Origin of the sequence: Mucilaginibacter sp. L3T2-6, assembly GCF_030519355.1 — a bacterium.
Classification (GTDB): Bacteria; Bacteroidota; Bacteroidia; order Sphingobacteriales; family Sphingobacteriaceae; genus Mucilaginibacter.
Window position 1 is genome coordinate 49,623 of the sequence record NZ_JAUMKC010000029.1, and the last position, 24,183, is coordinate 73,805.

The following is a 24,183-nucleotide window of genomic DNA, read 5'->3' on the forward strand; positions in this document are numbered from 1 at the left end:
TATGGATCATGAACTATTAACCATGAATTGATTATGATAAAGAACTATTTAAAAACTACCATCCGCAGCCTGCTGAAAAATAAGGGCTACAGCTTTTTGAACATCAGCGGCCTGGCTATCGGCATTGCGTGCGCATCGCTGATATTTCTCTGGGTACAGGATGAATTGACCTTTAACCACAATTATCAGAAAAGGGATCAATTATACACGATTTACGAAAACCAAACCTATAATGGTAAGGTAAGTACTTTCCATGCTACGCCGGGCCCAATGGCCAGGGTTTTAAAGGCAGAAATACCAGGTATAAAAAATGCGGCAAGAACAAATGGTTTCGATCAGCAGATTTTTGCCCTTGGGGATAAGGTGATTAACGAAAAAGGCAGCTACGCTGATGAAGAACTGTTTTCCATGCTGCAGTTGCCTTTTGTTTATGGCAATGCTGCGAACGCTTTTAAAGAGCTCCGGTCCGTGGTTATCAGTGAAACCATGGCCGGGAAGTTTTTTGGTAATGCAAATCCGGTAGGTAAAACCCTAAAAGTGAATAATGAACAGGCGTATACAGTTAGCGGTGTTTTTAAAGACCTGCCTAAAAACTCCACCTTTCAGTTTCAATGGCTTTCACCTATGGCTAATATCGACCATAAGCAACCATGGATGGACATGTGGGGCGCCAACTGGGCCCGAACTTACGTGGAGTTGGAGCCAAACGCAAACCTAGCAGCCGTAAATCAGAAGTTAAGCCACTATCTCGCGGGTAAGACCGATAACAAGAATACTACAGAATGCTTCCTGTTCGCAATGAACGACTGGAACCTGCATGATAATTTTGTGGATGGCAAAATGAGCGGCGGCCGCATTACTTACGTGCGTATTTTCTCATTTATCGCATGGATCATCCTCATTATAGCCTGCATTAACTTTATGAACCTGGCTACCGCCCGTTCAGAACAACGCGCTAAGGAAGTAGGTGTGCGCAAGGTAATGGGCGCAGGCAAGGGTAAACTGGTTGGCCAGTTTATCGGCGAAGCTTTGATTATGGCTTTTGCGGCCATGCTTGCAGCTATCGGTTTGATTTACATTACACTACCGGTATTTAATCAATTGGTGCAAAAAGAATTATTGATGAATATTTTTGAACCATTACACCTGATCTATATCATTAGTATAAGTATAATAACAGGCTTATTATCAGGGAGTTATCCGGCTTTTTATTTATCGTCTTTTAATCCGATAACTGTTCTGAAAAATATAAAGATAAAATCAAGCGCGGGATCGGGTTTTATAAGGCAAAGTTTAGTAGTTATCCAATTTACTGTGTCTATCGTACTGATAATAGGAACTATTATCATTTATCAGCAGATACAGCATGTAAAAACGCGGGAACTCGGTTTCAATAAGGAAAACCTTCTTTATGTAAATCTGCAAGGCAAACAAGGAGAACAGTTCCAGGCCATTTACAATGATTTGATGAAATCGGGAATTGCAAAAAATGCCGCGCTCAGCAATGATATTGCTACTGAAGTGGGCAGTAATACCGACAATTATACATGGGATGGAAAAGACGCTTCGAAAAATCCGCTGATATCATGGCAAAACGTGAGTTATCAGTTTATCCCGACTATGGGTATTAAGATGGCCGCGGGACGGAATTTTTATCCGCAGTCTGCATTAGATAGCAACTTTGTAATCATCAACGAAGCTTTTGCAAAACAAATGGGTAAGGAAGGCAGGGTTGGTGGTGTCATCCGCGATGGCGGCAAAAGAGTCTTCCAGATTGCAGGTATCATGAAAGATTATCTTTATAACGATATGTACGGCAAGCCCCAGCCGCTGCTGATATACAACAAACCTTCAGAAACGCGCGTGTTAACCATACGCATTAAAAATGGTGTGAATACGCAGGATGCTATAGTAAAGGCCGGTAGCATCATCCGTGCAGACAGCCCGGGTTATCCGTTTGACTACCAGTTTGTGGATAACGATTTTGAACAAATATTTAAGACAGAAACGCTTACCGGAAGCCTTGCCGGAGTATTCGCGGCACTTGCCGTGTTTATTTCCTGCCTAGGTCTGTTCGGTTTAGCGGCATATACTGCAGAAAGACGGATCAAAGAGATCGGCATCAGGAAGGTGCTTGGCGCATCGGTAGCGGGCCTTACCGGCCTATTATCACGCGACTTTTTGAAGCTGGTTTGCATCTCCTGCCTGATTGCTTTTCCGGTAGCCTGGCTGGCAACCAGTAATTGGCTGCGGGAATATCAATACCGTATAAATATAGAGTGGTGGGTATTTGCCCTGGCCGGCGTTATGGCCGTAATAATTGCGCTGGCTACGGTGAGTTTCCAGGCGATAAAGGCGGCCTTGATGAACCCCGTTAAGAGTTTGCGCTCAGAATAGTATACTGCTACTGATTTGTTGACTGATTTGAACTATCAACTATAAACAAAATGATAAAAAGTTATATAAAAACCGCGTGGCGGAGCATGATGAAGAATAAGTTTTTCTCCATCGTAAATATTTTTGGACTGTCAGTAGGCCTTACCTGCTGTATGCTGATTGCATTATACCTGCATTACGAAACAAGTTATGATAGCTATCATAAAAACATCGGTAACCTGTACCAGGTGGGTACGATGACAATACTAAAAGATGTAAAGCCGGATAAATCGCCGTTTACCTCTCCGCCGGTGGCCGCTGCGCTGAAACAGGAATACCCCGAAATTGCAGAATGCACCCGTTTACTTAACTTGTTTACCGACAAGGAAAACTTAGTGCAATACACGCCGCCCACGGGCGATAAAAGATCGTTCCTTGAAGGGCATGGTTTTTTAGCCGATGCGTCGTTCTTTAAAATGTTCGATTATGACTTTATAGAAGGTAATAGTAATGCTTTACACGAACCGAATACAGCCGTCCTTTCTGAAAGCATGGCGAAAAAGATATTTGGGAATGAATCGCCTATCAATAAGGTGTTGCATGTAACCAGCAACATGAACGGGGATAATGATTATAAAGTGACAGGGGTTTTCAGGCCGAAAGCCATGCCGTCGCATATCGATGGTAATTTCTTCCTGTCATTTGCCGGAGGAGGGATGGAGAAATACGTTCAGCGTAACAATGATTTTGCCCGCAATAACATGTTTTTTACCTATGTGCTGCTAAAACCCGGAACGAGCGCAGCCAACCTTGAACGTAAACTGCCTGAATTCGTAAAGAAATATGAATCGGTGGATTTGCAAAAGATGGGCCGCGATAAGAAGCAGTTCCTGCTGCCGGTTCGGGATATCCATTTAAGCCAGGAAGTAACCAATAACGTAACGCCTCCGGCCAGTCACACTTATCTTTTTGTGCTTGCATCCATTGCGGTCTTTACCTTGCTCATCGCCTGCATTAATTTTATGAATTTGTCGACCGCCCGCTCTTCGAAACGTTCGGCGGAGGTGGGGGTAAGGAAAGTACTGGGCGCCGAAAAGAGCACATTGGTACGCCAGTTTTTAGGCGAAGCTATGCTGATGTCCTTTATCGCGTTTTTGATAGCCTTGTTGTTTACCTACCTGCTTTTACCGTTATTTAACCAGCTATCGGCTAAAAATATTATTCTTTCATTCTCAGCAGACAAAAACATCCTGGTCATATTCTTAGGTATGGCGCTGCTTACCGGGGTAATAGCTGGCAGCTACCCTGCATTTTACTTATCGTCGTTTAATCCTGTGAAGGTTCTGAAAGGGAAACTGAGCAATTCGCTGGCAGTTGTGGCCGTTCGTAAGGGGCTCGTTGTATTCCAGTTTATCATATCTGTGGTATTGATCATTGCATCTGTGGTGATTGCCCGGCAAATGAATTATATGCGTACGGCAGATCTCGGCTTCGCCAAAGATCAGCAAATCGTATTACCACTGCGTACTGACGGATCTAAAGCTATGTATACTGCTCTGAAAAATGAGATCAAAACGCTGCCGCAGATCTTATCGGTAGGGGGCTCAGCCTATTACCCGGGTATCACTAACCCAAGCGATGCCATGTTTTATAAAGACGGACAAACAATGGCTGACGCCCGGCATACCCGCATTAACTATATTGATGACAGCTTTTTAAATACACTTCAAATACAGGCTGCCGCAGGAAGGCTTTTCTCGCCGGAATTTAAGTCCGACACCAGTAATAAGGTAATTGTTAACGAAAATGCCGTAAAGGACTATGGTTTTGCCAACCCGCAAAAAGCTATAGGCCAAAACATCCATTACGATTTACAAGGCAAACAATATACCTTCCAGATTATTGGCGTGGTTAAAGACTTTCACTATGAAGATCTGCACCTGCCGGTTACACCCTTCCTTTTTCAGCTTGGCGGCGATAAAACCGGCTTCAATTACTTAATCGTACATGCAAAGGCAGGCAACCTGGCGCCTGTTATAAAAGTGCTGGAAGCTACCTGGCATAAAGTTGACCATAACGACCCCTTTGAATATAATTTTTTGGATGATGAATTTCAGAAAAATTACGAGGCAGATAACCGCCTTGCCGGAATCGTGGGATACTTTACCGTGGTTGCCATCCTGATATCATGCCTTGGCTTATTTGGCCTGGCTGCCTTCAGCGCGGAGCAGCGCACCAAGGAAATTGGCGTGCGCAAGGTTTTGGGGGCAAGCGTAAGCACCATCGTTTCGCTGTTATCTGTTGATTTCCTTAAGCTGATCGTCGCTTCTATTATTGTTGCATCGCCAATAGCATGGTGGGCCATGAATAAATGGCTGCAGGGTTTTGCCTACCGTAAATCAATCGACTGGACAATATTTGCTTACACAACAGTGATCGCTATCGCAATCGGGCTTGTAACCATAGGCTCGCAGGCTATAAAAGCGGCCGTTGCAAACCCGGTAAAGAGCCTTAGGAGTGAATAGCCCGCACAGTTTTGTGATATTAACCAGTGGAATTTATGTAACCTTTTAAATATTCTATCGTCTTTTAGTTAACTGATAAACCAACCAAAATGATAAGGAATTATATCAAAACCGCATGGCGGAGCCTGCTTCGCAATAAGAGCTATGCAATTATAAACGTGGCCGGGTTAGCCGTTGGGATAGCCGCCTGTTTGACGATCTTCCTGATCGTACAGTTTGAAACCAGTTTCGATAATTTTCATGCAAAGAAAGACCGGATATACAGGGTGATAACCGTTTTTCATGGTCCGGATGGCGTACATCCGAGCGGAGGGGTGCCGTTACCGATATCTGAAGGCCTGCGTAATGATTTTCCTTCATTAAAAGGCGTTGCCGAAATATTCCGTAATGACGGGAGCCATTTTAGCATCGGCGATCAGAACAAAGGCGAGGCCGTTAAAAAATTCAAGGAGGATGACAGCTATTGGGCAGAGCCTGAGTTTTTCGCCATGTTTGATTTTCCGTGGCTTGCCGGTGATAAGAAAACGGCTTTGTCTGAACCTTTTACTGTGGTATTGTCGCAAAATGAGGCTGAAAAATTCTTTGGTAACTGGCATGAGGCAATAGGCAAGACCATTAAATATGAAAATAAGACTGACCTGAAGGTTACGGGCATTATTCAAAACACGCCAAGAAACACCGACTTCCCGATGAACATAGTAATGTCGTATGCGACGGCAAGAACCAAGGGAGGTGATCTGAACGGCAATATAAAGGACTGGGTAAGCACCTTTGGAGACAATAACTGTTATGTCGTTCTGCCGCCGAATGTTAGCGAGGCAGAGTTTAATAAAAACATGACCGCCTTTACCAAAAAGCACAAGCCCGCCGAATATGTTAAAGACCTGCTGCAAATACGCCCTTTAACCGAAATGCATTACGACACCGAAGTAGGAGTGTTCAGCGGGAAAGGATTCGGCAAGCCGCTGATAAAAGCTATCAGCCTTATAGGCCTGTTCCTGTTAATAATTGCCTGCGTGAATTTTATTAACCTGGCTACGGCCCAGGCTGTGAATCGCTCTAAAGAAGTTGGCATCCGCAAGGTGATGGGCAGCAACCGCACGCAGCTGGTCTTTCAATTTATCAGCGAAACGCTGATCATTACTCTGTTTGCTGTGGTACTGGCTGCTGGCCTGGCCGAAGTAACGTTACCCTTGTTAAACCAACTGCTGAAGATTCAATTGTCTCCCGCATTTATCGCCGATCCGGCGCTGTTACTGTTTCTCCTGGCGGTTACGTTGGGCGTTACCTTCCTGGCAGGCTTTTATCCGGCGTTGGTATTGTCTGGCTTTAACCCGATTACCGCACTTAAAAATAAAGTTGCAGCCGGACGTAAAACGGGTTTATCCCTGCGGCATGTGTTAGTGGTTTTTCAATTCGGCATTGCGCAGGCACTGGTGATAGGTACGCTGGTGATTATTTACCAGATGAATTTCGTTCGTAACAAATCACTTGGGTTTGACAAAGAGGCGGTGGTAACGGTTCCGTTCCCCGGCGACAGCGTAAGCAAGTCGAAGCTGGAAAGTTTGCGTAATCAATTGCTGCAGCAGCCCGGCATAAAAGATGTTAGTTACAGCTTTTCGAGCCCTTCGGGTACTAATGGCTGGTCTTCAGATTTTAAATACAACAACTCACCTACAAAGACAGCCTTTAATGCCAATCTGAAATGGGCCGATGCCGATTATTTCAAGTTATATAAGCTTCAGTTTTTGGCCGGACAGCCCTACGCGAAATCTGATACCATCCGCGGTTATGTAGTGAACGAAACGCTCTTACATAAACTGGGCATAACGGATCCGAACCAGGCCATTGGAAAATACATAGGTATGTGGGATGACAAGAGCAAATACAAGCAGATAGTAGGCGTGGTTAAGGATTTCAATACGGGTTCGCTGAAAAACCCGATACCGGCCGTACTGATGGCATCATGGAAAAACGTTTATCAGTATATCAATATCAAAATACAACCGGCTGATATTAACCAAACCATGGCATCCATTCAACGCTTATGGAACAATACTTTCCCTGACGGGATGTATGAATACCAGTTCCTGGATGATAAAATTGCTTCCTTTTACGAAAGCGAGAACCAGCTTTCGGCCTTGTATAAAATATTTGCCGGTATTGCCATTTTTATTTCCTGCCTGGGTTTGTATGGCCTGGTATCTTTCATGGCAGTACAGCGTACCAAAGAAGTCGGCATCCGCAAAACGCTTGGCGCATCGGTAAGTCATATTGTCTACCTGTTCTCGAAGGAATTTACCGTCCTTATTTTAATAGCCTTCGCGATATCAGCGCCTGCAGGCTGGTATTTTATAAGCAAATGGCTGCAGGATTACACCTACCGCATACCGCTTGGCCCAGGAATATTTGTATTAGCGATAGCGGTGTCCATAGCAATCGCCTGGACGACGGTAGGGTATAAGGCGGTAAAGGCGGCACTGGTAAACCCGGTGAAGAGTTTGAGAAGCGAGTAGGTAGCAGGCAGTTTCCAGTAGCAGTTGTCAGTATTTTATCTTCATATTGTCTTGCTGGTACTGTTAGTTACCACTGCCATTAATTTTCTTCGGCTATGAACCCTGCACTATAAACTATTAACTACTAACCAATCATGATCAAGAACTACCTCAAAATTGCCTGGCGCAACATCTGGAAAAACAAGGTTTTTTCGGCTATCAATATCGTCGGCCTGTCGATAGGCATGGCAGCATGCATTGTGATCATGCTATTCGTTACTTACGAAAAAAGCTTCGACAATTTTCACACAAAAAATATCTATAAGCTGGATGAGGTTCAAAAATTTCCCGGCATGGTTGCTTCGCAAAAGGTGGGATTGTCGATGTTCCCGATGGGTCCAACCCTCCAGGCTGACTTTCCTGAAGTAAAGGATTTTACCCGCATCCATTGGGAAGACAAGTTTAAGGTTGTTAATGGTGAAAAGAAGGTTTTTTTGCCGGAGGTGTTTTTTGTGGACACAACGTTCCTCAATATTTTCGATTTCAAGCTGTTAAAGGGCGACCGGAATGGTGCCTTGCTAAAACCGCACAGCATAGTGCTGACAGAAGAAACCGCCGCTAAAATTTTCGGCAGCGAAGATGCAATGGGTAAAACGGTAACGCATTTCGGCGGAGACACCACTGCCTATACCGTAACGGGCATTGCTGCCAATCCGCCCATAAACTCCCAATTGCAATTTGACGCATTGCTGTCTTTTAATACCATTATCAACAAGCGGATGAGCGAGAACTGGGGTGGCAATTGGCTGAGTACTTTTCTGGTAATGGCGCCCGGCACCGACATGAAGGCCTTTGAAAAGAAGATGCCTGCCTATCTGAAAAAGCATATGGGCGACGAGCGCTCAAAATATTACGAGCTATTTTACCTGCCGCTTAAAGATGTACATGCAAATTCAGCCGACATCGGTCTTGACCACCTTAATTTTCAGAAGTTTGATAAAAATATAACCAACCTGTTTCTTGGTATCGCACTGATTGTTTTGGTAATAGCGTGCATTAACTTTATCAACTTGTCAACAGCAAGGTCGGCTGAACGGGCCAAAGAGGTGGGTATACGGAAGTCTATCGGTGCGCAGCGCGTGCAGCTTGCCGTTCAGTTTTTAGGGGAAACGGTATTACTCTCGCTCATTGCGCTGGTTTTTGCTGTGATATTGGTTGAAATAGCCCTGCCGTTTATCAATAGCCTCAGCCGCCGTGAACTCAGCTTGCCGATTTTCAGCAACCCCGGGCTAACTCTGCTGATTGTTTTATGTACCGCCCTTGTAGGTTTGATCTCGGGAATCTATCCGGCAGTTTACTTGTCCGGATTTCAGCCCGTGAAAGTATTGAAAGGTTCGGTTCAGACCGGGAGGAATAAGGGCATGCTCAGGAATGTCCTGGTTGTAGGTCAGTTTACGAGCGCCGTATTCCTGATGATTGCTACCATACTGGTGGTAAAGCAGCTGAACTTTATGCAAACCAAGGATCCGGGTTTCAGCAGGGAACAGGTGGTTACTGTTCCATTGAATATGGTTAGCCCGCAAAAGTACGACCTGATGAAGCAGCAGTTATTAAGCAGTAGTTTAATAAGCGGCGTTACCGCGGCACAGGATAATCTTGGCAGTCATCTGGACCAATCGGGCATTGAATTTAAGCTGGAAGACGCGCCAAAACGCCAGCTGACATCCACCAGGCTGATTGTCGATAACGACTACCTGAAGCTTTATAAAATTAAGTTGCTGCTTGGTAAGAATTTTTCAGGAGAGAAACAACAGGACGGCCGCGAATATATTATTAACGAGGCCCTGGCCAAAGAGTTGCTGAAAGATCATCCGGGCAGGCCAATGTCATCGTTGTTAGGCGCGAGGTTTGGTTATGATTCGCTGGGCACCATAAAAGGTGTCGCCAGAGATTTTAATTTTAATTCGCTTCATTATAAGGTGGAAACATTATTTATGCTTAGCTATAAAGGCGAAGGCTTCAGCACCATGTCGGTAAAAATTAATCCGGGCCGGATAAGCGAGGCCATTAACTTCATTAAATCTACCTGGAGAAATGTTGAGCCGGATTTGCCGTTCGAATATCAGTTCCTGGATGACCATTTTAATGAAGTTTACCAGGTTGATGACCAGGTGAGCAAGATCGTAGGCATACTGGCAGGATTAATCATTATAATTTCTTGTCTCGGATTATTCGGGCTGGCCTCTTACTCCGCCGAAAAAAGGATAAAAGAAATTGGTATCCGAAAAGTATTGGGCGCTACGGTACAAAATATAACCCTGCTTTTGTCAAAGAATTTTTTACGGCTTGTTTTACTGGCGAACCTGATTGCATGGCCCATCGCATGGATTATGATGCACCGCTGGTTGCAGGATTTTGCTTACCGTATATCAATCCAATGGTGGATATTTGCACTTGCCGGAATAATTTCTATCCTGATAGCGTTTTTCACGGTAAGCTTTCAATCTATAAAAGCTGCAGTTGCAAACCCGGTGAAGAGTTTGAGGAGTGAGTAGGCAATTGGCAGTAGCTGTTGACAGTCCTTGATGCTTTGGCGATCAATTTTCAATTATCAGCCATGTGTTCTAATAATATGACCAGCCACGTTCGGGGATTTAACCAGCGACTGTAGTAAGTTTATGCATTCAATTCATAAAGTGAAATAGCGTTTCCTGTAGCGTCTAATACCTGACTAACAGCTAATTGTGAATAATTATAGTCGATTTAGCAAGGTTTACAGTTTTAAGCCTGGGTTTCATATTAATAAACTGATTTTCAATATTTTATAACAGGGTTGCAGTCTGAAACTGTAAAGTACCTGTAAACCATCGCCAGCGGTTGTTTTTTATGATCTTGACCATATTGAGAAGTAGCCAACGGAATTCTAAAGACCAGTTCCCGGCCTCTAACCTTTAATACTAATCATCACCAGCCTTACTGTATCATAACCGTACGCCCCATGTTACATAAGCGAACAGTTTTAATTGAAAGTTTTAATTGTAATAACTTGATATATAGATTATTAAAAGTTTGGTATGTTATTGATACCTATGTGCCGGAATTGGGGAAAGCTATGATTAATTAAAGTACTTATTTAATAAATTAGCAGCTTAATCACTAATTCATTAATTCACAAAATCACTAATTAATTAAAATGTTATCACTTCAGCATATTTCAAAGTACTACCAGGTAGGCGGCAATAAAAATTTTGTATTAAATGATATTAACCTCGAGGTAGACGAGGGTGAGTTCATATCTATTATGGGGCCGTCGGGCTCAGGCAAATCATCTCTGCTAAATGTTATCGGAATGCTGGATGAGCCCTCTGAAGGTTACCACTATTTCGCAGGTAACGCAGTTCATCAGCTTAAAGACAAACAACGTTCAGCGCTTTATAAGCAATATATCGGTTTCGTTTTCCAGGCTTATCACCTGATCGACGAACTTACTGTTTACGAAAACATCGAAACTCCGCTTATTTACCAGGACTATAAAGGCGCCGAACGCAAGGCAATGGTGGCTGATATTCTTGACCGTTTCCAGATCGTTGGTAAAAAAGACCTCTTTCCGTCACAGTTATCAGGCGGCCAGCAGCAGCTGGTGGGTATAGCACGGGCACTTATAGCAAGGCCTAAATTGCTATTGGCTGATGAGCCTACCGGTAACCTGAACTCTAAACAGGGTGAAGAAATAATGGAATTATTTCGAAAGTTGAATAAAGAAGACGGCGTAACCATTATACAAGTAACACACTCCGAAAAAAACGCCGAATACGGCACCAGAATAATTAACCTTTTAGATGGCAGGATAGAATCATCAACACAGCTCTAAAAACCTGCAATAAACAATTACATGTCATGTCTTTTAAAAAAATAAGCTTACTTTTTTCATTTCTAATAGTAACCATACTCGCTAAAGCCCAGCAGCCTACGCAGATTGACAGTGTTTTAACGCTGGCTCAATGCGTTGATATCGCCATAAAAAACAATCTTACCGTTAAACAAAGCGGCATCAAAGCGGAGCAGGACCGTATTTACTGGCAGCAGGCCCGGGCAGCATTATTGCCTACACTGGGTGCAAACGCCAATTACGGTATAAGCTTTGGTCGCGGTACGAATAATACAGGCGTGATAGTTGATGCCGCGCAAACCAACTCATTTGGTCTTTCTGCAAGCAGCAGCCTGCTGTTATCAAACGGGTTCAGTGCTATTAACAACATCAGGCAAAATGCGCTGCAATACCAGGCAGGAAAGATGGACTTTCAGCAGGTTAAAGATGAAACTACCCTTAATATTATCGGGTTGTATTTTACTGCCCTGAACGCTGAAGATCAACTGGCTCAGGCCCGGCTGCAATTTGATGCATCTGCAACAACATTAGACAGGGAAACTGTTTTGAACAATGCAGGAAATGTGGCACCAGCAGATTATTACAATGCAAAAGGCTCGCACAACAGCGATCAAATAAACGTTTATAATGCAGAAAATGCCGTACTGACCGCAAAAATCAACTTGTTGGAAGCCATGAACGTGGCTTTCAAGAAAGACGTCAGGTTGGAAAGGCTGCAGGCCACGAATTCACCAGAAGCTTACGCCCAATCGGCAGACGATATTTACAATACTGCATTAACCAGCCTGGCTTTGGTAAAGGCTGCCGATCTGCGCGTACAAGCAGCGAAAAAAGAAGTATCAGCCTACACCGGCAGGCTGTTTCCAACCCTCACGCTGAATGGCAATTACCAAACCAGCTATGCAAATAACTCTCCGGGCAGCTTTAGCACACAGTTTAAACAAAATAAGTATTACGGCCCAGGCTTAAGCTTATCTATTCCGATTTTAAATGGCTTCCAGGCGCGTAACAACCTGAGGCTGGCCAAGTTGGATTTGTTAAACGCACAGGATGTAAATACCAACACCCGCAACCAGCTAAAACAACAAATTGAGCAGGCACATGCAAATATGAAAACCGCGTACAGCCGTCTGCAGGTGCTCATTCCAACCGTTGAGACCTACCAGGCTGCATACAATGCTCAAAAAACTAAGTTTGACGCAGGCGTTATTACGTCAGACTTATTCATCCTTGCTAAAAATAACCTTGACGCAGCAAATGTGAACCTGATCAACGCCCGGTACGAATACCTGATCCGTACCAAAATATTAGATTATTACCAGGGAAAACTTAGCTTCTGATTTTTTTAAATCCTTTTTTGGATTATTAAAATTAGTTCTACATTTATTGCAGAATCTACACACATATCCGGCCTGCATTACGTTGTTTTAATGCAGACCGGATATTGCTAATTTAGGGCCGCCGCTATCGCATTTAACAATCAACATCTTCATAAGCTCATAGAAAACATGAAAAAACTTATTCTTACTTTAACAATTTTTGCAGCCGCTATTACTTTTTCAAAGGCGCAGGTTATACCATCCTTCCAATTAGGTATTAAAGGAGGCGTCAACTTTTCAAAATTGTCGTCATCAACCTCAACTTTTGATGCCAGCAATCGTGCGGGTTATTTAGGCGGATTGTGGGCGAGAGTTGGAGCATTAGGATTTAATTTCCAGCCGGAACTGTACGTTACCGGTAAAAATGTTGAAGTAACTGACAACGGCAGTAGCTACAAAGCCAAATTTACCAGCCTGGACGTGCCTTTGCTATTCGGTGGTAAGGTAGGTGCATTTGGTTTTGGCGGCCGCTTTTACACCGGGCCGCTGGTATCGTTTAAATTGAGCGACAGCCAAAGCCTTGGCGACGCCTTAGGGAACGCTACCTCTTTTAAATTTAAAAACCAAAATTACGCGTGGGTATTTGGGGCAGGCGTAGATATCCGGAATATATCGCTTGATTTACGTTATGAGGCTGGACTGTCAAAACAAACTTTTGGCAATTCGGATGCAAAAGTGAACCTGTTTAACCTGAGCCTGGCGGTACCGATCTTCAAATTGTAAATAATCATTAAAAATAGATAACGAAAGCCGGCTGATTAAACCGGCTTTTTATTTTGTTAGGACTAATAGTTACGGTTTAGTATTATATTTTGAAGCACCGAGCGTCAATTTAGTATTATAGTTAAATAAACGCTACGCTTAACTTTATACATCAATTAAAACCGTATGTATCGTAATTATTTCTGGCGAGGCAAAGCGATTGCCTGCATTTGCCTGATTGCCCAAATCATTTGTTTTGTTGGTCAAAAAACATTTTCACAACCAATATCAGACTCAACCGGCACGCATGTCCGCCTTAACCAAATCGGCTTTTACCCGGATGGGCAAAAAATAGCTGTGGTGTTACAAAGCAGCGGCGGTACTTTTCATTTGCAAACCTTAAGCGGTAAAGACGTTTTTAGCAGCGAGCTTAAAAAATCAAACATGCCGGCATTTGGTGGTATATACACGCAGATAGCAGACTTTTCGTCATTTGCCCAACCAGGAAAATACAAATTGTTTGTAAACGGCGCAGGCTATTCCTACCCGTTTGAAATAAAACGAAATGCATTGCAAAGCGTAGCCGCAGGTTCACTAAAAGCCTTTTATTTTATACGGGCCTCCGCGCCGATAGAAAAGAAATATGCCGGTAAGTGGAACAGGGCAGAGGGCCACCCGGATAACCACGTGTTTATCCATCCATCAGCAGCATCGGAAAAACGGCCCGCCGGAACAGTTATCTCATCGCCGGGCGGCTGGTACGATGCAGGCGATTATAACAAATACATCGTGAACAGCGGCATTACTACCGGCACATTATTGTCCCTTTATGAAGATTTCCCCGATTACATGAAAACGGTAAAACTCAATATACCGGAAAGCGGCAATGGCGTGCCTGATGTGTTGAATGAAATACTATGGAACCTGCGCTGGATGCAGACTATGCAGGACCCGAACGATGGCGGAGTTTATCACAAGCTCACCAACGCGGCCTTTGATAAAATGGAAATGCCGGACCATGCTATCGAACCGCGGTACGTTGTACAAAAAGGAACCGCCGCCACACTTGATTTTGCAGCTGTGATGGCGCAAGCGGGCAGAATATTCTCGAAGTATAAAAAACAGTTGCCTGGCCTTGCGGACTCATGCATAGTTGAGGCGCAAAAAGCGTGGGAATGGGCGGTTAAAAACCCGGCAGTTGTTTACAACCAGGATGAGATCAACAGAAAATTCGAGCCTAAAGTTACGACCGGCGCTTACGGCGACCGCAATTTTACAGATGAGTTTATCTGGGCTGCTTGCGAACTGTTTGTTACCACCCGGAATAACGCGTTTTTAAATACCATAAAAATTCTTCCTGATACGACAATGCCCATACCATCCTGGAGCCAGGTTAAGCTGCTGGGCTACTACACCCTCGTAAAAAACAGTTCAGCGCAAGGCGGCAATGCGCCTAAGGAGTTGCCTGAAATCAAACGACGGCTATTGGCTTTATCTGATGATTTAATAGCAGGAGCAGATGATAACGCTTATCAAACAGTAATAACCAAATCCAAAAGTAATTTTAACTGGGGAAGCAACTCGGTTGCCGCTAACCAGGGCATTGCATTGATACAAGCTTACCGGTTATCAGGCAAGAAAAAATATCTTAACTATGCTTTGGCGGACCTCGATTATATCCTGGGCCGGAACGGTACGGGTTATTCCTACTTAACGGGCTTCGGCAGTAAAACGCCAAGGCATCCGCATCACAGGCCATCGGTTGCTGATGGTATTGCAGAGCCTGTACCCGGGCTGCTGGCTGGCGGCCCCAATCCTGGCATGCAGGATAAAATTAAAGTGCCCTCGCTTAATCCGGATGAAGCATATGTTGATGATGATCGCGCCTACGCCGTAAATGAGATTGCAATAAACTGGAATGCGCCTTTTGCTTACCTGGCGAATGCTATTGAGGCATTACAACAACAGTTAAAATAAATCGTAAAATGTTTGTTTGACATCTTATTCCAGGTTTGACATGACATACCTTTGTTAGAACAATCAAACCTCTAAATCTGGCATATGAAAAAGATAGTGTGGGCTTATTGCTGCGTGTTGCTGCTGTTAATTATTTCGTGTTCTAATAAAGTCGAAGGGCCTGCGCCGACCCATCCGGCGCCGGATGCCTATAAGGCGCCGGTGGTTTCTTCGGGCTTCGCAAAGGGGGCTGACATTAGCTGGGTAACGCAAATGGAGTCGGCAGGGGTTAAGTTTTATGACAAGAACGGCACACCGCAGGATTTATTTGCCCTGATGAAAAGCCTTGGTATGAATTCAATCAGATTGAGAGTGTGGGTAAACCCGGCAGATGGGTGGTGTAACACCGCTGATTTGCTCGACAAGGCCAAACGCGCAAAAGCCTCCGGCATGAAAATAATGGTTGATTTTCATTACAGCGACAGTTGGGCCGACCCCGGGAAGCAGAATAAGCCTGCGGCATGGGTGTCGCTCGATTTTGCCGCATTAATAACTAAAGTACATGATTATACAGCTGAGGTACTTAAGACTTTGAAAACAAATGGCATCACACCGGATTGGGTTCAGGTTGGCAACGAAACTAATGACGGTATGCTGTGGGAAGACGGTCGCGCCTCAAAGAGTATGGCCAACTTTGCAGCGCTTATTAAAGCGGGGTACGCTGCGGTAAAAGAAGTGAGCAGTACAAGCAAAGTGATTGTACACATTTCAAATGGTTATGACAATGCTTTATTCAGGTGGATGTTTGATGGTTTAAAGGCCAACGGCGTCCAATGGGATATTATCGGGATGTCGTTATATCCTTCAACTTCAAACTGGGCAGACTATGATACTAAGTGCCTGGCTAATATCAATGACATGGTTGCGCGCTATTCAACTCCATGCATGGTGGTGGAGGTTGGGATGGAAGCCGGAGCGGCCAATACTGCGCGCAACTTTTTATCAGACATTATTGCGAAGGTTAACTCCGTACCTAATGGTAACGGGCTTGGCGTATTTTACTGGGAGCCGGAAGCTTATAACTGGCAGGGTTATGGTCTGGGCGCTTTTGATAACAATGGTAAGCCTACGGTCGCGCTTAATGCCTTTGGTAACTGAAATTTAAAGTGTCAAGGCGGTAACAAAAAGCACAATCATCATACAGGCAATAAATACTACCATGTAGGAAACGTATATGCCTATGAACTTAGTGATCGTTCGAAATACACTGCGATGATAAACTACTTTTAATGATCGATAAATATACCAGATAATATATAGGGTGGCAGCAAGGCCGATGCAGTCAGCAATAGTTTTACTTTCGGGCAAAATCAAATTCAGCAGCATTATAAATGCAAGAAAGATGAAAAGGAAACAATGCAGATGAAAGGCGAATATCAAATGCTCGACATAAAATTTCTTGTTGCGCCAGAATGAGATCTTTAAAATAAGGGCAAATAGCGGAAGCAAGAGAAACATCATTTTAGGAATGTTGTGCCTTACCTCATCGAAAAACACCTCTTTTGAGCGATTGCCATATTTAGATTTATATGAGAACGCCTTTTTATTGATCATCCTTTCAATCCAGCCATCGCGTTGTTCAGCAGGCAAAGCTTGCTGACGTAACATATACTGATTATAGGAGCTGTCAGGGGTTAAGGTGAGCAGGCCGGATTTAAAATTTTCATTTACGGTATCAATCGGCTGAACACCTTTTGCGTCCTCTTTTTTTATTTTTTCGAGTAATTTTTTCTTGTCGGCGGCACTGATATTATGGTTATTGATAATAGCTTTACTAACCGAATCGACTACTTTTCCGGAGTGCGCCGGATTACCGGGAGTTGCATTCACTTTCACAATTTCTGTGTCATGCCCTGTCTTGAAAAGCAGTAAAAAATAAACTATACTAATAAAGATGTACATTTTAACCGGGTGCAGGTATTGCGCACGGCGGCCCGCCATGTACTCGTTGGTTAAAAAGCCTGGCTTAAATAGCAGCGGTTTTAATGTATGAAAAAACTGGTGGTCAAAATGGAAATAGTCGCTGATGGCATGGTTCATCATGTGGCCAAAGCTTTCCTTTATTTCCAGGTTTTCCTGCCCGCAGTTGTGACAGTATTTACCTTTTAAAATAGTACCGCAGTTAAGGCAGTCATTTTCCTGACGGTAATGTTTTTTCATGTGATCGGCCGGGTTTTAATAGCCGTTTTAAAAATAGAGATTACAGGCCAGTCGGCAAAAGAAATTTAGTCTTTTTAGATATGCTCAATGGCGTGTTGGAGTGCAGGTGTATGCTTGTAACGGAAAACAAACGGGAATATCACGGCTATTACAAGCGCATACCCGGCAAAGCTAAGCCATATGCCATGCCAGTTTTTGCTTTGATCGGGCAGAGTGAAAAATTTATCGATCAAAAAGCCGCTAAGTATGCTGCCAAAAAACGCGCCGAAGCCGTTCACCATCATCATAAACAATCCCTGGGCGCTCGCTCTTATTTCAGGGCCAATTTGAGTTTCCACAAACAACGATCCGGAGATATTAAAGAAATCAAATGCCATACCGTAAACGATGCATGAAAGAACGATCATCCACAAGCCTCCTGCGGGATCGCCAAAAGCAAACAGTCCAAACCTAAGAACCCATGCAAGCATACTGATCAACATCACATATTTTATTCCGAATTTCCTCAGCACAAAGGGGATCGCCAGAATAAACAATGTTTCCGACACCTGCGATATGGACATGATAATAGCGGGATATTTTATAGCAATGGTGTCCTTATAAGCTGGAATAGCGGCAAAATCGTGGAGGAAAGTATCGCCATAAGCATTGGTTAGCTGTAAGGCTGCTCCCAATAATAAAGAAAATGCGAAGAAAATGGCAAATCTTGGTGTCCTGAAAAGTGCGAATGCATTCAATCCAAGCATATTGACAAACGACTTGTCGCCTGTTTTTTTAAATAGGGGCGGACATTTAGGCAGGGTGAATGCAAAAAGCCCAAGCAAGAGCGCTACCGCCGATGCAATATAAAATTGGTTTGCAGTCGTTTCACTGTGCGTAAGGCTCACTGTCCACAAAGCAGCTATAAAGCCTATCGTGCCGTAAATACGGATAGGGGGATATTCTTTAACTACATCGATATTTTCTCTTTTTAAAGCAGAATAGGCAACGGTTATCGACAGCGACAGGGTTGGCATATAAAATATCATGTTGAGCAGGATAACCCAAAAGAAAGCCGACGGATTTGTTACCATCGGCAGGCTGAATAACGTTAGAGCACCTAAAATGTGCATTATACCGTAAAGTCTTTCTGCGTTTATATACCGGTCGGCAATTATGCCGGTGAGTGCCGGCATAAAGATCGCCGAGATGCCCATGGTGGAAAATATTGCGCCGAATTGTGCGCCTGACCAATGTTTGTTTTGAAACCAGTACGCCCCGATGGTAAGCAGCCACGCCCCCCATATAAAGAACTGCATAAAATTCATCAGTATTAAGCGGAACTTAATATTCATAAAGCGCTGATTTGAAACAAATAAGTGTGCAAATGATAATTAAAGCCGGAAAATAACGAAATAATTGTATAATCACGAAGCTTATGGCGTATAGGGAATGAAGTCTTAAAATTTAGACATTAAGGTACCGGCTCATGATGCTTTTCTGCGATTCAATTCATCACGTATCTTAGCAGCCTTCTCGTAGGATTCTTCGGCAATAGCTTCCTGCAGGCGGGTTTTTAATTCATCAGTACTTAGTGAGGCAAAACCGCCCGGCGATGCCGCCGAAACTGTTGTTTTTTCTTCCTTGTTTTCGTTAATATTCTCAAGGTAAACAAAGTCATTGCCTTCTATAACTATGCCTGCTGTGGAAAGGATAAACTCAAAAGTATAAATAGGGCAATCAAACCGTACAGCCACAGCAATGGCATCACTGGTGCGTGCGTCGATTTCAACCGATTTTTTGCCGTCGGAACAAATTAACTTTGAATAAAATATTCCGTCAACAAGGTTATAAATAACAATTTCCTGTATCTTGATATTGTAAGCCTCACCCAGGCTTTTGAACAAATCGTGCGTCAGCGGGCGGCTCGGCGTCATTTTCTCTATTTCTATAGCAATTGCCTGCGCTTCAAAACTGCCAATAATAATAGGAAGTCTTCTGCGTCCGCTAACCTCGCCCAACACCAGGGCATAAGCGCCGGATTGTGTTTGGCTGTACGACAGGCCAACAATGTCCAGCTTTATTTTTTTCATGTCATTACCCATCACAACGCGCCTTTATGCTGAAGCTTTATATTCTTTTACTGCTGCTATTAACTTTGGTACAATTTCAAATGCATCACCAACGATACCATAGTCTGCCACTTTAAAAAACGGCGCTTCGGGGTCTTTGTTTATTACAACAATAACTTTTGATGAACTTACGCCCGCCAAGTGCTGTATCGCCCCCGAAATTCCTATTGCAATATACAAATTTGGACTGACAGCTATACCTGTTTGCCCCACGTGTTCGCTGTGCGGACGCCAGCCGGCATCTGACACGGGCTTTGAGCAAGCCAGGGCTGCGCCAAGCAAACCGGCCAGTTCTTCAATCATTCCCCAGTTTTCCGGTCCTTTCAATCCGCGTCCGGCGGAAACCACGATGTCTGCATCCGGCAAAGAGACTTTATCAGTAGCACGGACAATGTCTTTAATCATAGCCTTAAAGTCTGAAGGATCGCCTTCGGCGGAAAAGTCTTCAACTTTAGCAGCAACAGATTTTTCTTCAACTTTATAAGAGTTGGGTACGATTGATATTACTTTATTGGCCGATGTTAATTCAACTACGGCAAATGCTTTGCCGGAAAATGCTGTTTTCTTTACGCTAAATTTTCCGCCACTTTGCCCAGGCAGTGCTACAGCCCCGTCGGCCAGGCCGGCTTCCAGTTTAACGGCTATACGAGGTGCAAGGCCGCGCCCTGAAAATGAGTTAGATAACACCACTACATCGGCGCCTTCTTTTTTTGCGGCGTCAGCAATTACCGACGCATATGCCTGGTTGATAAAATCTTTAAGCTTTGCGTTATTTGCATTTAAAACCTTTTCAGCACCGTATTTAGCAAGGGAGTTAAGCTCATCATTGCTTACATCGCCAATAGAAATGGCTACTAAAGTGGTATTATTTTGGTCGGCAATGGCCCGGGCGTATGATACTGCTTCAAAAGTTGATTTTTTGAATTTACCCCCGGCATTTTCCGTATATACTAAAACTGACATATTACAATTTTAAAAACAAAATTTGGGTTCAGGATAGGTTAAATAACACGTGCTTCTTCATGCAGCAGACTTACCAGCTTTGCGGCATCGTCTGCCGGTACCAGTTTTACCTGCCCGCGGGGAGCCGGTGTTTCATAACTGATAACGTCTGAAAATGTTTTTACTTCAACCGGCTCGATAACTGCCAGCGGTTTGGTACGTGCCGACATAATGCCGCGCATATTTGGTATTTTAGGCTCGGCCACGCCTTCGGCGCATCCGGCCACGATTGGAAGCGGGACAGATAATATCTCTTTGCCACCTTCAATTTCCCGCTCAACTGTGGCTGTACCGTTGTCTACGTCAAGTTTTTTGATGATAGATATTGATGGAAGGTCCAACAGTTCGCCAAGCATTCCCGCCACTTTTGAACCATTGTAATCAATAGACTCGCGGCCGGTTAGTATCAGATCAAAAGGGTTTGCTCTTACATATTCGGCGATCTGGTGAGCAACCATCCAGGCGTCATGTGGTTTCGCGTTGATGCGTACCGCATCGGTCGCACCGATAGCAAGGGCTTTGCGGATAGTAGCCTCGGTTGACGCATCGCCAACATTTATTACAGTGACCGAGCCGTTGCCGCCATCGGTTAACTCAATAGCCCGTGCTAATGCAATTTCATCGTAAGGATTTAGTATAAACTGAACACCGCTGGTATTAAATTGGGTGTTGTTATCAGTAAAAGTTATTTTTGTCGTCGTATCCGGAACATTACTAATGCAAACCAGTATTTTCATGGTACTATGTATTTAGGATAATTGGCCTACAGGCTGGTAACGGCTGGCGTTGGTCAGTCATAAATAGGATGTGCAAAGTTAGTTAAAAAAGAGAGAGTTTAAAATGCAGACCGGCAGATTAGAAAAGCTTCACGAATTTATAAAGAATGAACCCAACGACCCTTTCCTGAAATATGCTTTAGCCACCGAGCACTTGCGTTTAAATGAGACAGAAAAGGCATTGGAATATTATGAAGACCTGGTAAATAATCATCGTGACTACGCAGGAACTTATTATCATTTAGGTAAGCTTTACGAAGCATTAGGGCGCAAAGAAGACGCGATCAGAACTTATGAAACCGGCATGATTGTTACAAGGGAGCAACGTAATAATCACGCATTTTCGGAATTGCAGGGCGTATATAATGAATTGACGGGATTTGGAGATGATGATGAAGATTATTGAGTAGTTTATAATTGATGGTTTATAGTTTATGCCCGGAAAGGGCCGGAATAAAAAGCTAATCGCCAATTGCAACGGCTATGAACCATGATTTATAAATCATGAACTAAACACACATGACCAAACGACATCTTATTTTCCTGCGTGATGTTACGTTTTATACCTTTACGGCATTTGGCGGCCCACAGGCACATATCGCTGTCTTGTTACGCGAATTTGTTGAAAAGCGCCGGTATATTACCGAGGAAGAACTGATGGAGCTTAACGCCCTGGCACAATTGCTCCCGGGGCCGTCATCAACTCAAACGCTGGTAGGTATAGCCTGGAAGGTAGGGGGGCTGCGGCTTGCAATCATTACCTTTTTCATATGGGTAATGCCTTCTGCGGCTATCATGTGCATGGCAGCTATCAGCTATAAACTGTTTGCCGATAAGGGGCGTTTTACGAACGTCCTTCGTTTTGTACAGCCTATAGCTGTCGGGATTGTTGCTTACGCAACATATACGTTTGCCAATAAATTTTTAAGGACAAGGACGACAACCCTGCTAGCTATAGGGTCGCTCATTGTTACACTTATCCTGCAAAACGCCTACGCTTTCCCGATACTCATATTATTAGGAGGGATTATATCTTCAGCCCTTGAGGCCCAGCCGCAGGAAGATGCGTTGCGTGTAAAGCTATTTGCCAATGTCAATCCCAATAAAGTAACCTATTTTGTGGGCATCCTGTTGTTTTTTGCTGCGCTGGGTGCGCTGATTAACCAAACTTCCGTGTTTAGCCTGCCTATACGCTTGTTCGAAAACTTTTATCGTAACGGTATCCTGATATTCGGCGGAGGGCAAGTATTGGTTCCGCTTATGTACACGGAGTTTGTAGAAGTGAAGCATTACCTTACTAATTCGGAATTTCTTTCGGGGTACGCTCTGCAACAGGCCTTGCCCGGGCCTACATTTTCATTTACATCGTTTGTGGGTGGGTTATCAATGGCCAATAAAGGCTCCGGTATCGTAGGGCAGATATTCGGCAGTTTAGTTGCGGTTATCGGGATCAATTCACCCGGGCTGATACTTATTTTGTTTATAGTCCCGTTTTGGGAAGATTTAAAAAAAATAACCCGCATTAAAAATTCGCTTAGTGGTATCAGTGCCGTGGCCGTTGGATTTATGGCGACAGCGCTGATATTGCTGGTCAGGCCATTCGGCCTGGATTGGACGGCTTATTTGATAATGATATGCTCGTTTCTTATCCTTAATTTTACCAGGATAAAAGCGCCGCTGATCATTGTGGCAGGAGTACTTTTAGGCCTTGCAGTATAAATGATATAGAATTTACAGGCAGCAATTAGTAATTAATTGGTTGCTTTAATTAAAATAAGTTTCTATATTTGCACCTCGAAATTTTAAAACATAATTATTAACAAACATGTACGCAATAGTAAGTATAGCCGGACAGCAATTTAAAGTTGCAAAAGACCAGCAGCTCTTTGTACACAGATTACAAGGCGATGAGGGCGCTAGTATTGAATTTGACAATGTATTGTTAGCCGAAAACGAAGGTAAATTTAAATTAGGTTCTGATTTAAAAAGCGCTAAAGTATCTGCTAAAATAGTGTCTCATTTAAAAGGTGATAAAGTAATTATCTTCAAAAAGAAAAGAAGAAAAGGTTACAAAAAGAAAAATGGCCACCGTCAGCAATTTACCAAGATAGAGATCACTGGTATATCATTATAATTAAGTTTAAACCGCTCCTGGTTTAAACCGGGAACAAAAAGATATTAAGAAATGGCACACAAAAAAGGGGCCGGTAGTTCCAGAAACGGCCGCGAATCGCATAGCAAACGTTTAGGTATCAAAATATTTGGTGGTCAGCCGGCAATTGCAGGTAATATCATCGTTCGTCAGCGTGGTACCCAGCACAATCCAGGCCTTAACGTAGGTATTGGTAAAGATCATACACTATTTGCGTTGGCTGAAGGTATCGTTACTTTCAGAAAGAAAGCAGATAACCGCTCATACGTTTCTGTATTGCCTTTTGAAGCTGCACCTGTTGTTGAAGACGCTGCACCTGCTCCAAAAGCTAAAGTTGAAAAGAAAGCTGTTGAAGCACCGGTAGCTGAAGCTGCTCCTGCTGCGGTTGAAGAGGCTGCTCCAAAGAAAAAAGCTGCTCCAAAGAAAAAAGCTGCTGACGCAGAGGAAGCAACTGCTGCTGAATAATCATAACAGACGGTTAAAAAGAAATGCAAACCGGGCATCCGTTTTGCAAAAGATAATAAAAGAGTCCGTCTCATAAGTAAAATTATGAGGCGGTTTTTTTGTATAAGCGGGAGAGATTTTGTAAATTAAAGGCAT

General features: G+C 43.6%; 18 protein-coding genes. 13 read left to right on the plus strand and 5 right to left on the minus strand.

Translation table 11 applies throughout. The features are described from left to right. The first annotated feature begins 33 nt into the window (after positions 1-33). The 9 genes from Q3W13_RS23320 to Q3W13_RS23360 all read left to right on the plus strand — a co-directional run bounded on the left by Q3W13_RS23320 (position 34) and on the right by Q3W13_RS23360 (position 16,480). Complete coding sequence (locus Q3W13_RS23320; RefSeq protein WP_302868131.1) at positions 34-2,397, plus strand: ABC transporter permease; 2,364 nt, start codon at positions 34-36, stop codon at positions 2,395-2,397. Between the two features lie 50 nt (positions 2,398-2,447). After that, positions 2,448-4,901, plus strand: a complete 2,454-nt coding sequence (locus Q3W13_RS23325) for an ABC transporter permease (RefSeq protein WP_302868133.1) — start codon at positions 2,448-2,450, stop codon at positions 4,899-4,901. A gap of 89 nt (positions 4,902-4,990) precedes the next feature. Further along, on the plus strand, positions 4,991-7,417 hold the full coding sequence (locus Q3W13_RS23330) for an ABC transporter permease (RefSeq protein WP_302868135.1): 2,427 nt from the start codon (positions 4,991-4,993) through the stop codon (positions 7,415-7,417). 134 nt (positions 7,418-7,551) lie between these two features. Further along, on the plus strand, positions 7,552-9,951 hold the full coding sequence (locus Q3W13_RS23335) for an ABC transporter permease (protein ID WP_302868137.1): 2,400 nt from the start codon (positions 7,552-7,554) through the stop codon (positions 9,949-9,951). Positions 9,952-10,589: 638 nt separating this feature from the next. Further along, a complete protein-coding gene (locus Q3W13_RS23340) occupies positions 10,590-11,267 on the plus strand; it encodes an ABC transporter ATP-binding protein (RefSeq protein ID WP_302868140.1) in 678 nt (225 codons plus the stop codon). Positions 11,268-11,293: 26 nt separating this feature from the next. Further along, entirely contained in the window at positions 11,294-12,625 is a 1,332-nt protein-coding gene (locus Q3W13_RS23345; RefSeq protein ID WP_302868142.1) for a TolC family protein, read from the plus strand. A 168-nt stretch (positions 12,626-12,793) separates the two neighbouring features. Further along, positions 12,794-13,387, plus strand: coding sequence for a porin family protein (locus Q3W13_RS23350; protein ID WP_302868143.1), 594 nt, complete (start codon positions 12,794-12,796; stop codon positions 13,385-13,387). Between the two features lie 165 nt (positions 13,388-13,552). Beyond that, entirely contained in the window at positions 13,553-15,343 is a 1,791-nt protein-coding gene (locus Q3W13_RS23355; RefSeq protein WP_302868146.1) for a glycoside hydrolase family 9 protein, read from the plus strand. A gap of 84 nt (positions 15,344-15,427) precedes the next feature. Beyond that, complete coding sequence (locus tag Q3W13_RS23360; protein WP_302868148.1) at positions 15,428-16,480, plus strand: glycosyl hydrolase 53 family protein; 1,053 nt, start codon at positions 15,428-15,430, stop codon at positions 16,478-16,480. A gap of 3 nt (positions 16,481-16,483) precedes the next feature. Here the strand turns inward: Q3W13_RS23360 and Q3W13_RS23365 are convergent, their stop codons facing one another. The 5 genes from Q3W13_RS23365 to Q3W13_RS23385 all read right to left on the minus strand — a co-directional run bounded on the left by Q3W13_RS23365 (position 16,484) and on the right by Q3W13_RS23385 (position 21,392). Beyond that, entirely contained in the window at positions 16,484-17,542 is a 1,059-nt protein-coding gene (locus Q3W13_RS23365) for a DUF3667 domain-containing protein (protein ID WP_302868150.1), read from the minus strand. Between the two features lie 74 nt (positions 17,543-17,616). Then, positions 17,617-18,876, minus strand: a complete 1,260-nt coding sequence (locus Q3W13_RS23370) for a nucleoside permease (RefSeq protein WP_302868152.1) — start codon at positions 18,874-18,876, stop codon at positions 17,617-17,619. A gap of 132 nt (positions 18,877-19,008) precedes the next feature. After that, the gene (locus Q3W13_RS23375) at positions 19,009-19,614 is read right to left on the minus strand and encodes a bifunctional nuclease family protein (protein WP_302868154.1); all 606 of its coding nucleotides are present in this window, start codon (positions 19,612-19,614) and stop codon (positions 19,009-19,011) included. A 24-nt stretch (positions 19,615-19,638) separates the two neighbouring features. Next, positions 19,639-20,616 carry an electron transfer flavoprotein subunit alpha/FixB family protein gene (locus Q3W13_RS23380; RefSeq protein WP_302868156.1) on the minus strand — a complete coding sequence of 326 codons (978 nt, stop codon included), beginning with the start codon at positions 20,614-20,616 and terminating at the stop codon, positions 19,639-19,641. A gap of 38 nt (positions 20,617-20,654) precedes the next feature. Then, entirely contained in the window at positions 20,655-21,392 is a 738-nt protein-coding gene (locus tag Q3W13_RS23385; RefSeq protein ID WP_302868157.1) for an electron transfer flavoprotein subunit beta/FixA family protein, read from the minus strand. A gap of 103 nt (positions 21,393-21,495) precedes the next feature. Between Q3W13_RS23385 and Q3W13_RS23390 the strand changes: the two genes are divergently transcribed. From Q3W13_RS23390 to rpmA, 4 genes are all read left to right on the plus strand, one after another. After that, a complete protein-coding gene (locus tag Q3W13_RS23390) occupies positions 21,496-21,837 on the plus strand; it encodes a heme biosynthesis protein HemY (RefSeq protein ID WP_302868159.1) in 342 nt (113 codons plus the stop codon). A gap of 113 nt (positions 21,838-21,950) precedes the next feature. Next, complete coding sequence (chrA, locus tag Q3W13_RS23395) at positions 21,951-23,150, plus strand: chromate efflux transporter (RefSeq protein WP_302868162.1); 1,200 nt, start codon at positions 21,951-21,953, stop codon at positions 23,148-23,150. Positions 23,151-23,256: 106 nt separating this feature from the next. Next, the gene (gene rplU, locus Q3W13_RS23400) at positions 23,257-23,565 is read left to right on the plus strand and encodes a 50S ribosomal protein L21 (protein WP_302868164.1); all 309 of its coding nucleotides are present in this window, start codon (positions 23,257-23,259) and stop codon (positions 23,563-23,565) included. 51 nt (positions 23,566-23,616) lie between these two features. Continuing rightward, positions 23,617-24,048 carry a 50S ribosomal protein L27 gene (rpmA, locus tag Q3W13_RS23405; RefSeq protein WP_302868167.1) on the plus strand — a complete coding sequence of 144 codons (432 nt, stop codon included), beginning with the start codon at positions 23,617-23,619 and terminating at the stop codon, positions 24,046-24,048. The last annotated feature ends 135 nt before the right edge of the window (positions 24,049-24,183 follow it).

Excerpts from the sequence above, each read along its gene's own strand:
- Q3W13_RS23320 (WP_302868131.1), top strand. The coding sequence starts at position 34 with ATGATAAAGAACTATTTAAAAACTACCATCCGCAGCCTGCTGAAAAAT.
- Q3W13_RS23325 (WP_302868133.1), top strand. The coding sequence starts at position 2,448 with ATGATAAAAAGTTATATAAAAACCGCGTGGCGGAGCATGATGAAGAAT.
- Q3W13_RS23330 (WP_302868135.1), top strand. The coding sequence starts at position 4,991 with ATGATAAGGAATTATATCAAAACCGCATGGCGGAGCCTGCTTCGCAAT.
- Q3W13_RS23335 (WP_302868137.1), top strand. The coding sequence starts at position 7,552 with ATGATCAAGAACTACCTCAAAATTGCCTGGCGCAACATCTGGAAAAAC.
- Q3W13_RS23340 (WP_302868140.1), top strand. The coding sequence starts at position 10,590 with ATGTTATCACTTCAGCATATTTCAAAGTACTACCAGGTAGGCGGCAAT.
- Q3W13_RS23345 (WP_302868142.1), top strand. The coding sequence starts at position 11,294 with ATGTCTTTTAAAAAAATAAGCTTACTTTTTTCATTTCTAATAGTAACC.
- Q3W13_RS23350 (WP_302868143.1), top strand. The coding sequence starts at position 12,794 with ATGAAAAAACTTATTCTTACTTTAACAATTTTTGCAGCCGCTATTACT.
- Q3W13_RS23355 (WP_302868146.1), top strand. The coding sequence starts at position 13,553 with ATGTATCGTAATTATTTCTGGCGAGGCAAAGCGATTGCCTGCATTTGC.
- Q3W13_RS23360 (WP_302868148.1), top strand. The coding sequence starts at position 15,428 with ATGAAAAAGATAGTGTGGGCTTATTGCTGCGTGTTGCTGCTGTTAATT.
- Q3W13_RS23365 (WP_302868150.1), bottom strand. The coding sequence starts at position 17,542 with ATGAAAAAACATTACCGTCAGGAAAATGACTGCCTTAACTGCGGTACT.
- Q3W13_RS23370 (WP_302868152.1), bottom strand. The coding sequence starts at position 18,876 with ATGAATATTAAGTTCCGCTTAATACTGATGAATTTTATGCAGTTCTTT.
- Q3W13_RS23375 (WP_302868154.1), bottom strand. The coding sequence starts at position 19,614 with ATGAAAAAAATAAAGCTGGACATTGTTGGCCTGTCGTACAGCCAAACA.
- Q3W13_RS23380 (WP_302868156.1), bottom strand. The coding sequence starts at position 20,616 with ATGTCAGTTTTAGTATATACGGAAAATGCCGGGGGTAAATTCAAAAAA.
- Q3W13_RS23385 (WP_302868157.1), bottom strand. The coding sequence starts at position 21,392 with ATGAAAATACTGGTTTGCATTAGTAATGTTCCGGATACGACGACAAAA.
- Q3W13_RS23390 (WP_302868159.1), top strand. The coding sequence starts at position 21,496 with ATGCAGACCGGCAGATTAGAAAAGCTTCACGAATTTATAAAGAATGAA.
- chrA (WP_302868162.1), top strand. The coding sequence starts at position 21,951 with ATGACCAAACGACATCTTATTTTCCTGCGTGATGTTACGTTTTATACC.
- rplU (WP_302868164.1), top strand. The coding sequence starts at position 23,257 with ATGTACGCAATAGTAAGTATAGCCGGACAGCAATTTAAAGTTGCAAAA.
- rpmA (WP_302868167.1), top strand. The coding sequence starts at position 23,617 with ATGGCACACAAAAAAGGGGCCGGTAGTTCCAGAAACGGCCGCGAATCG.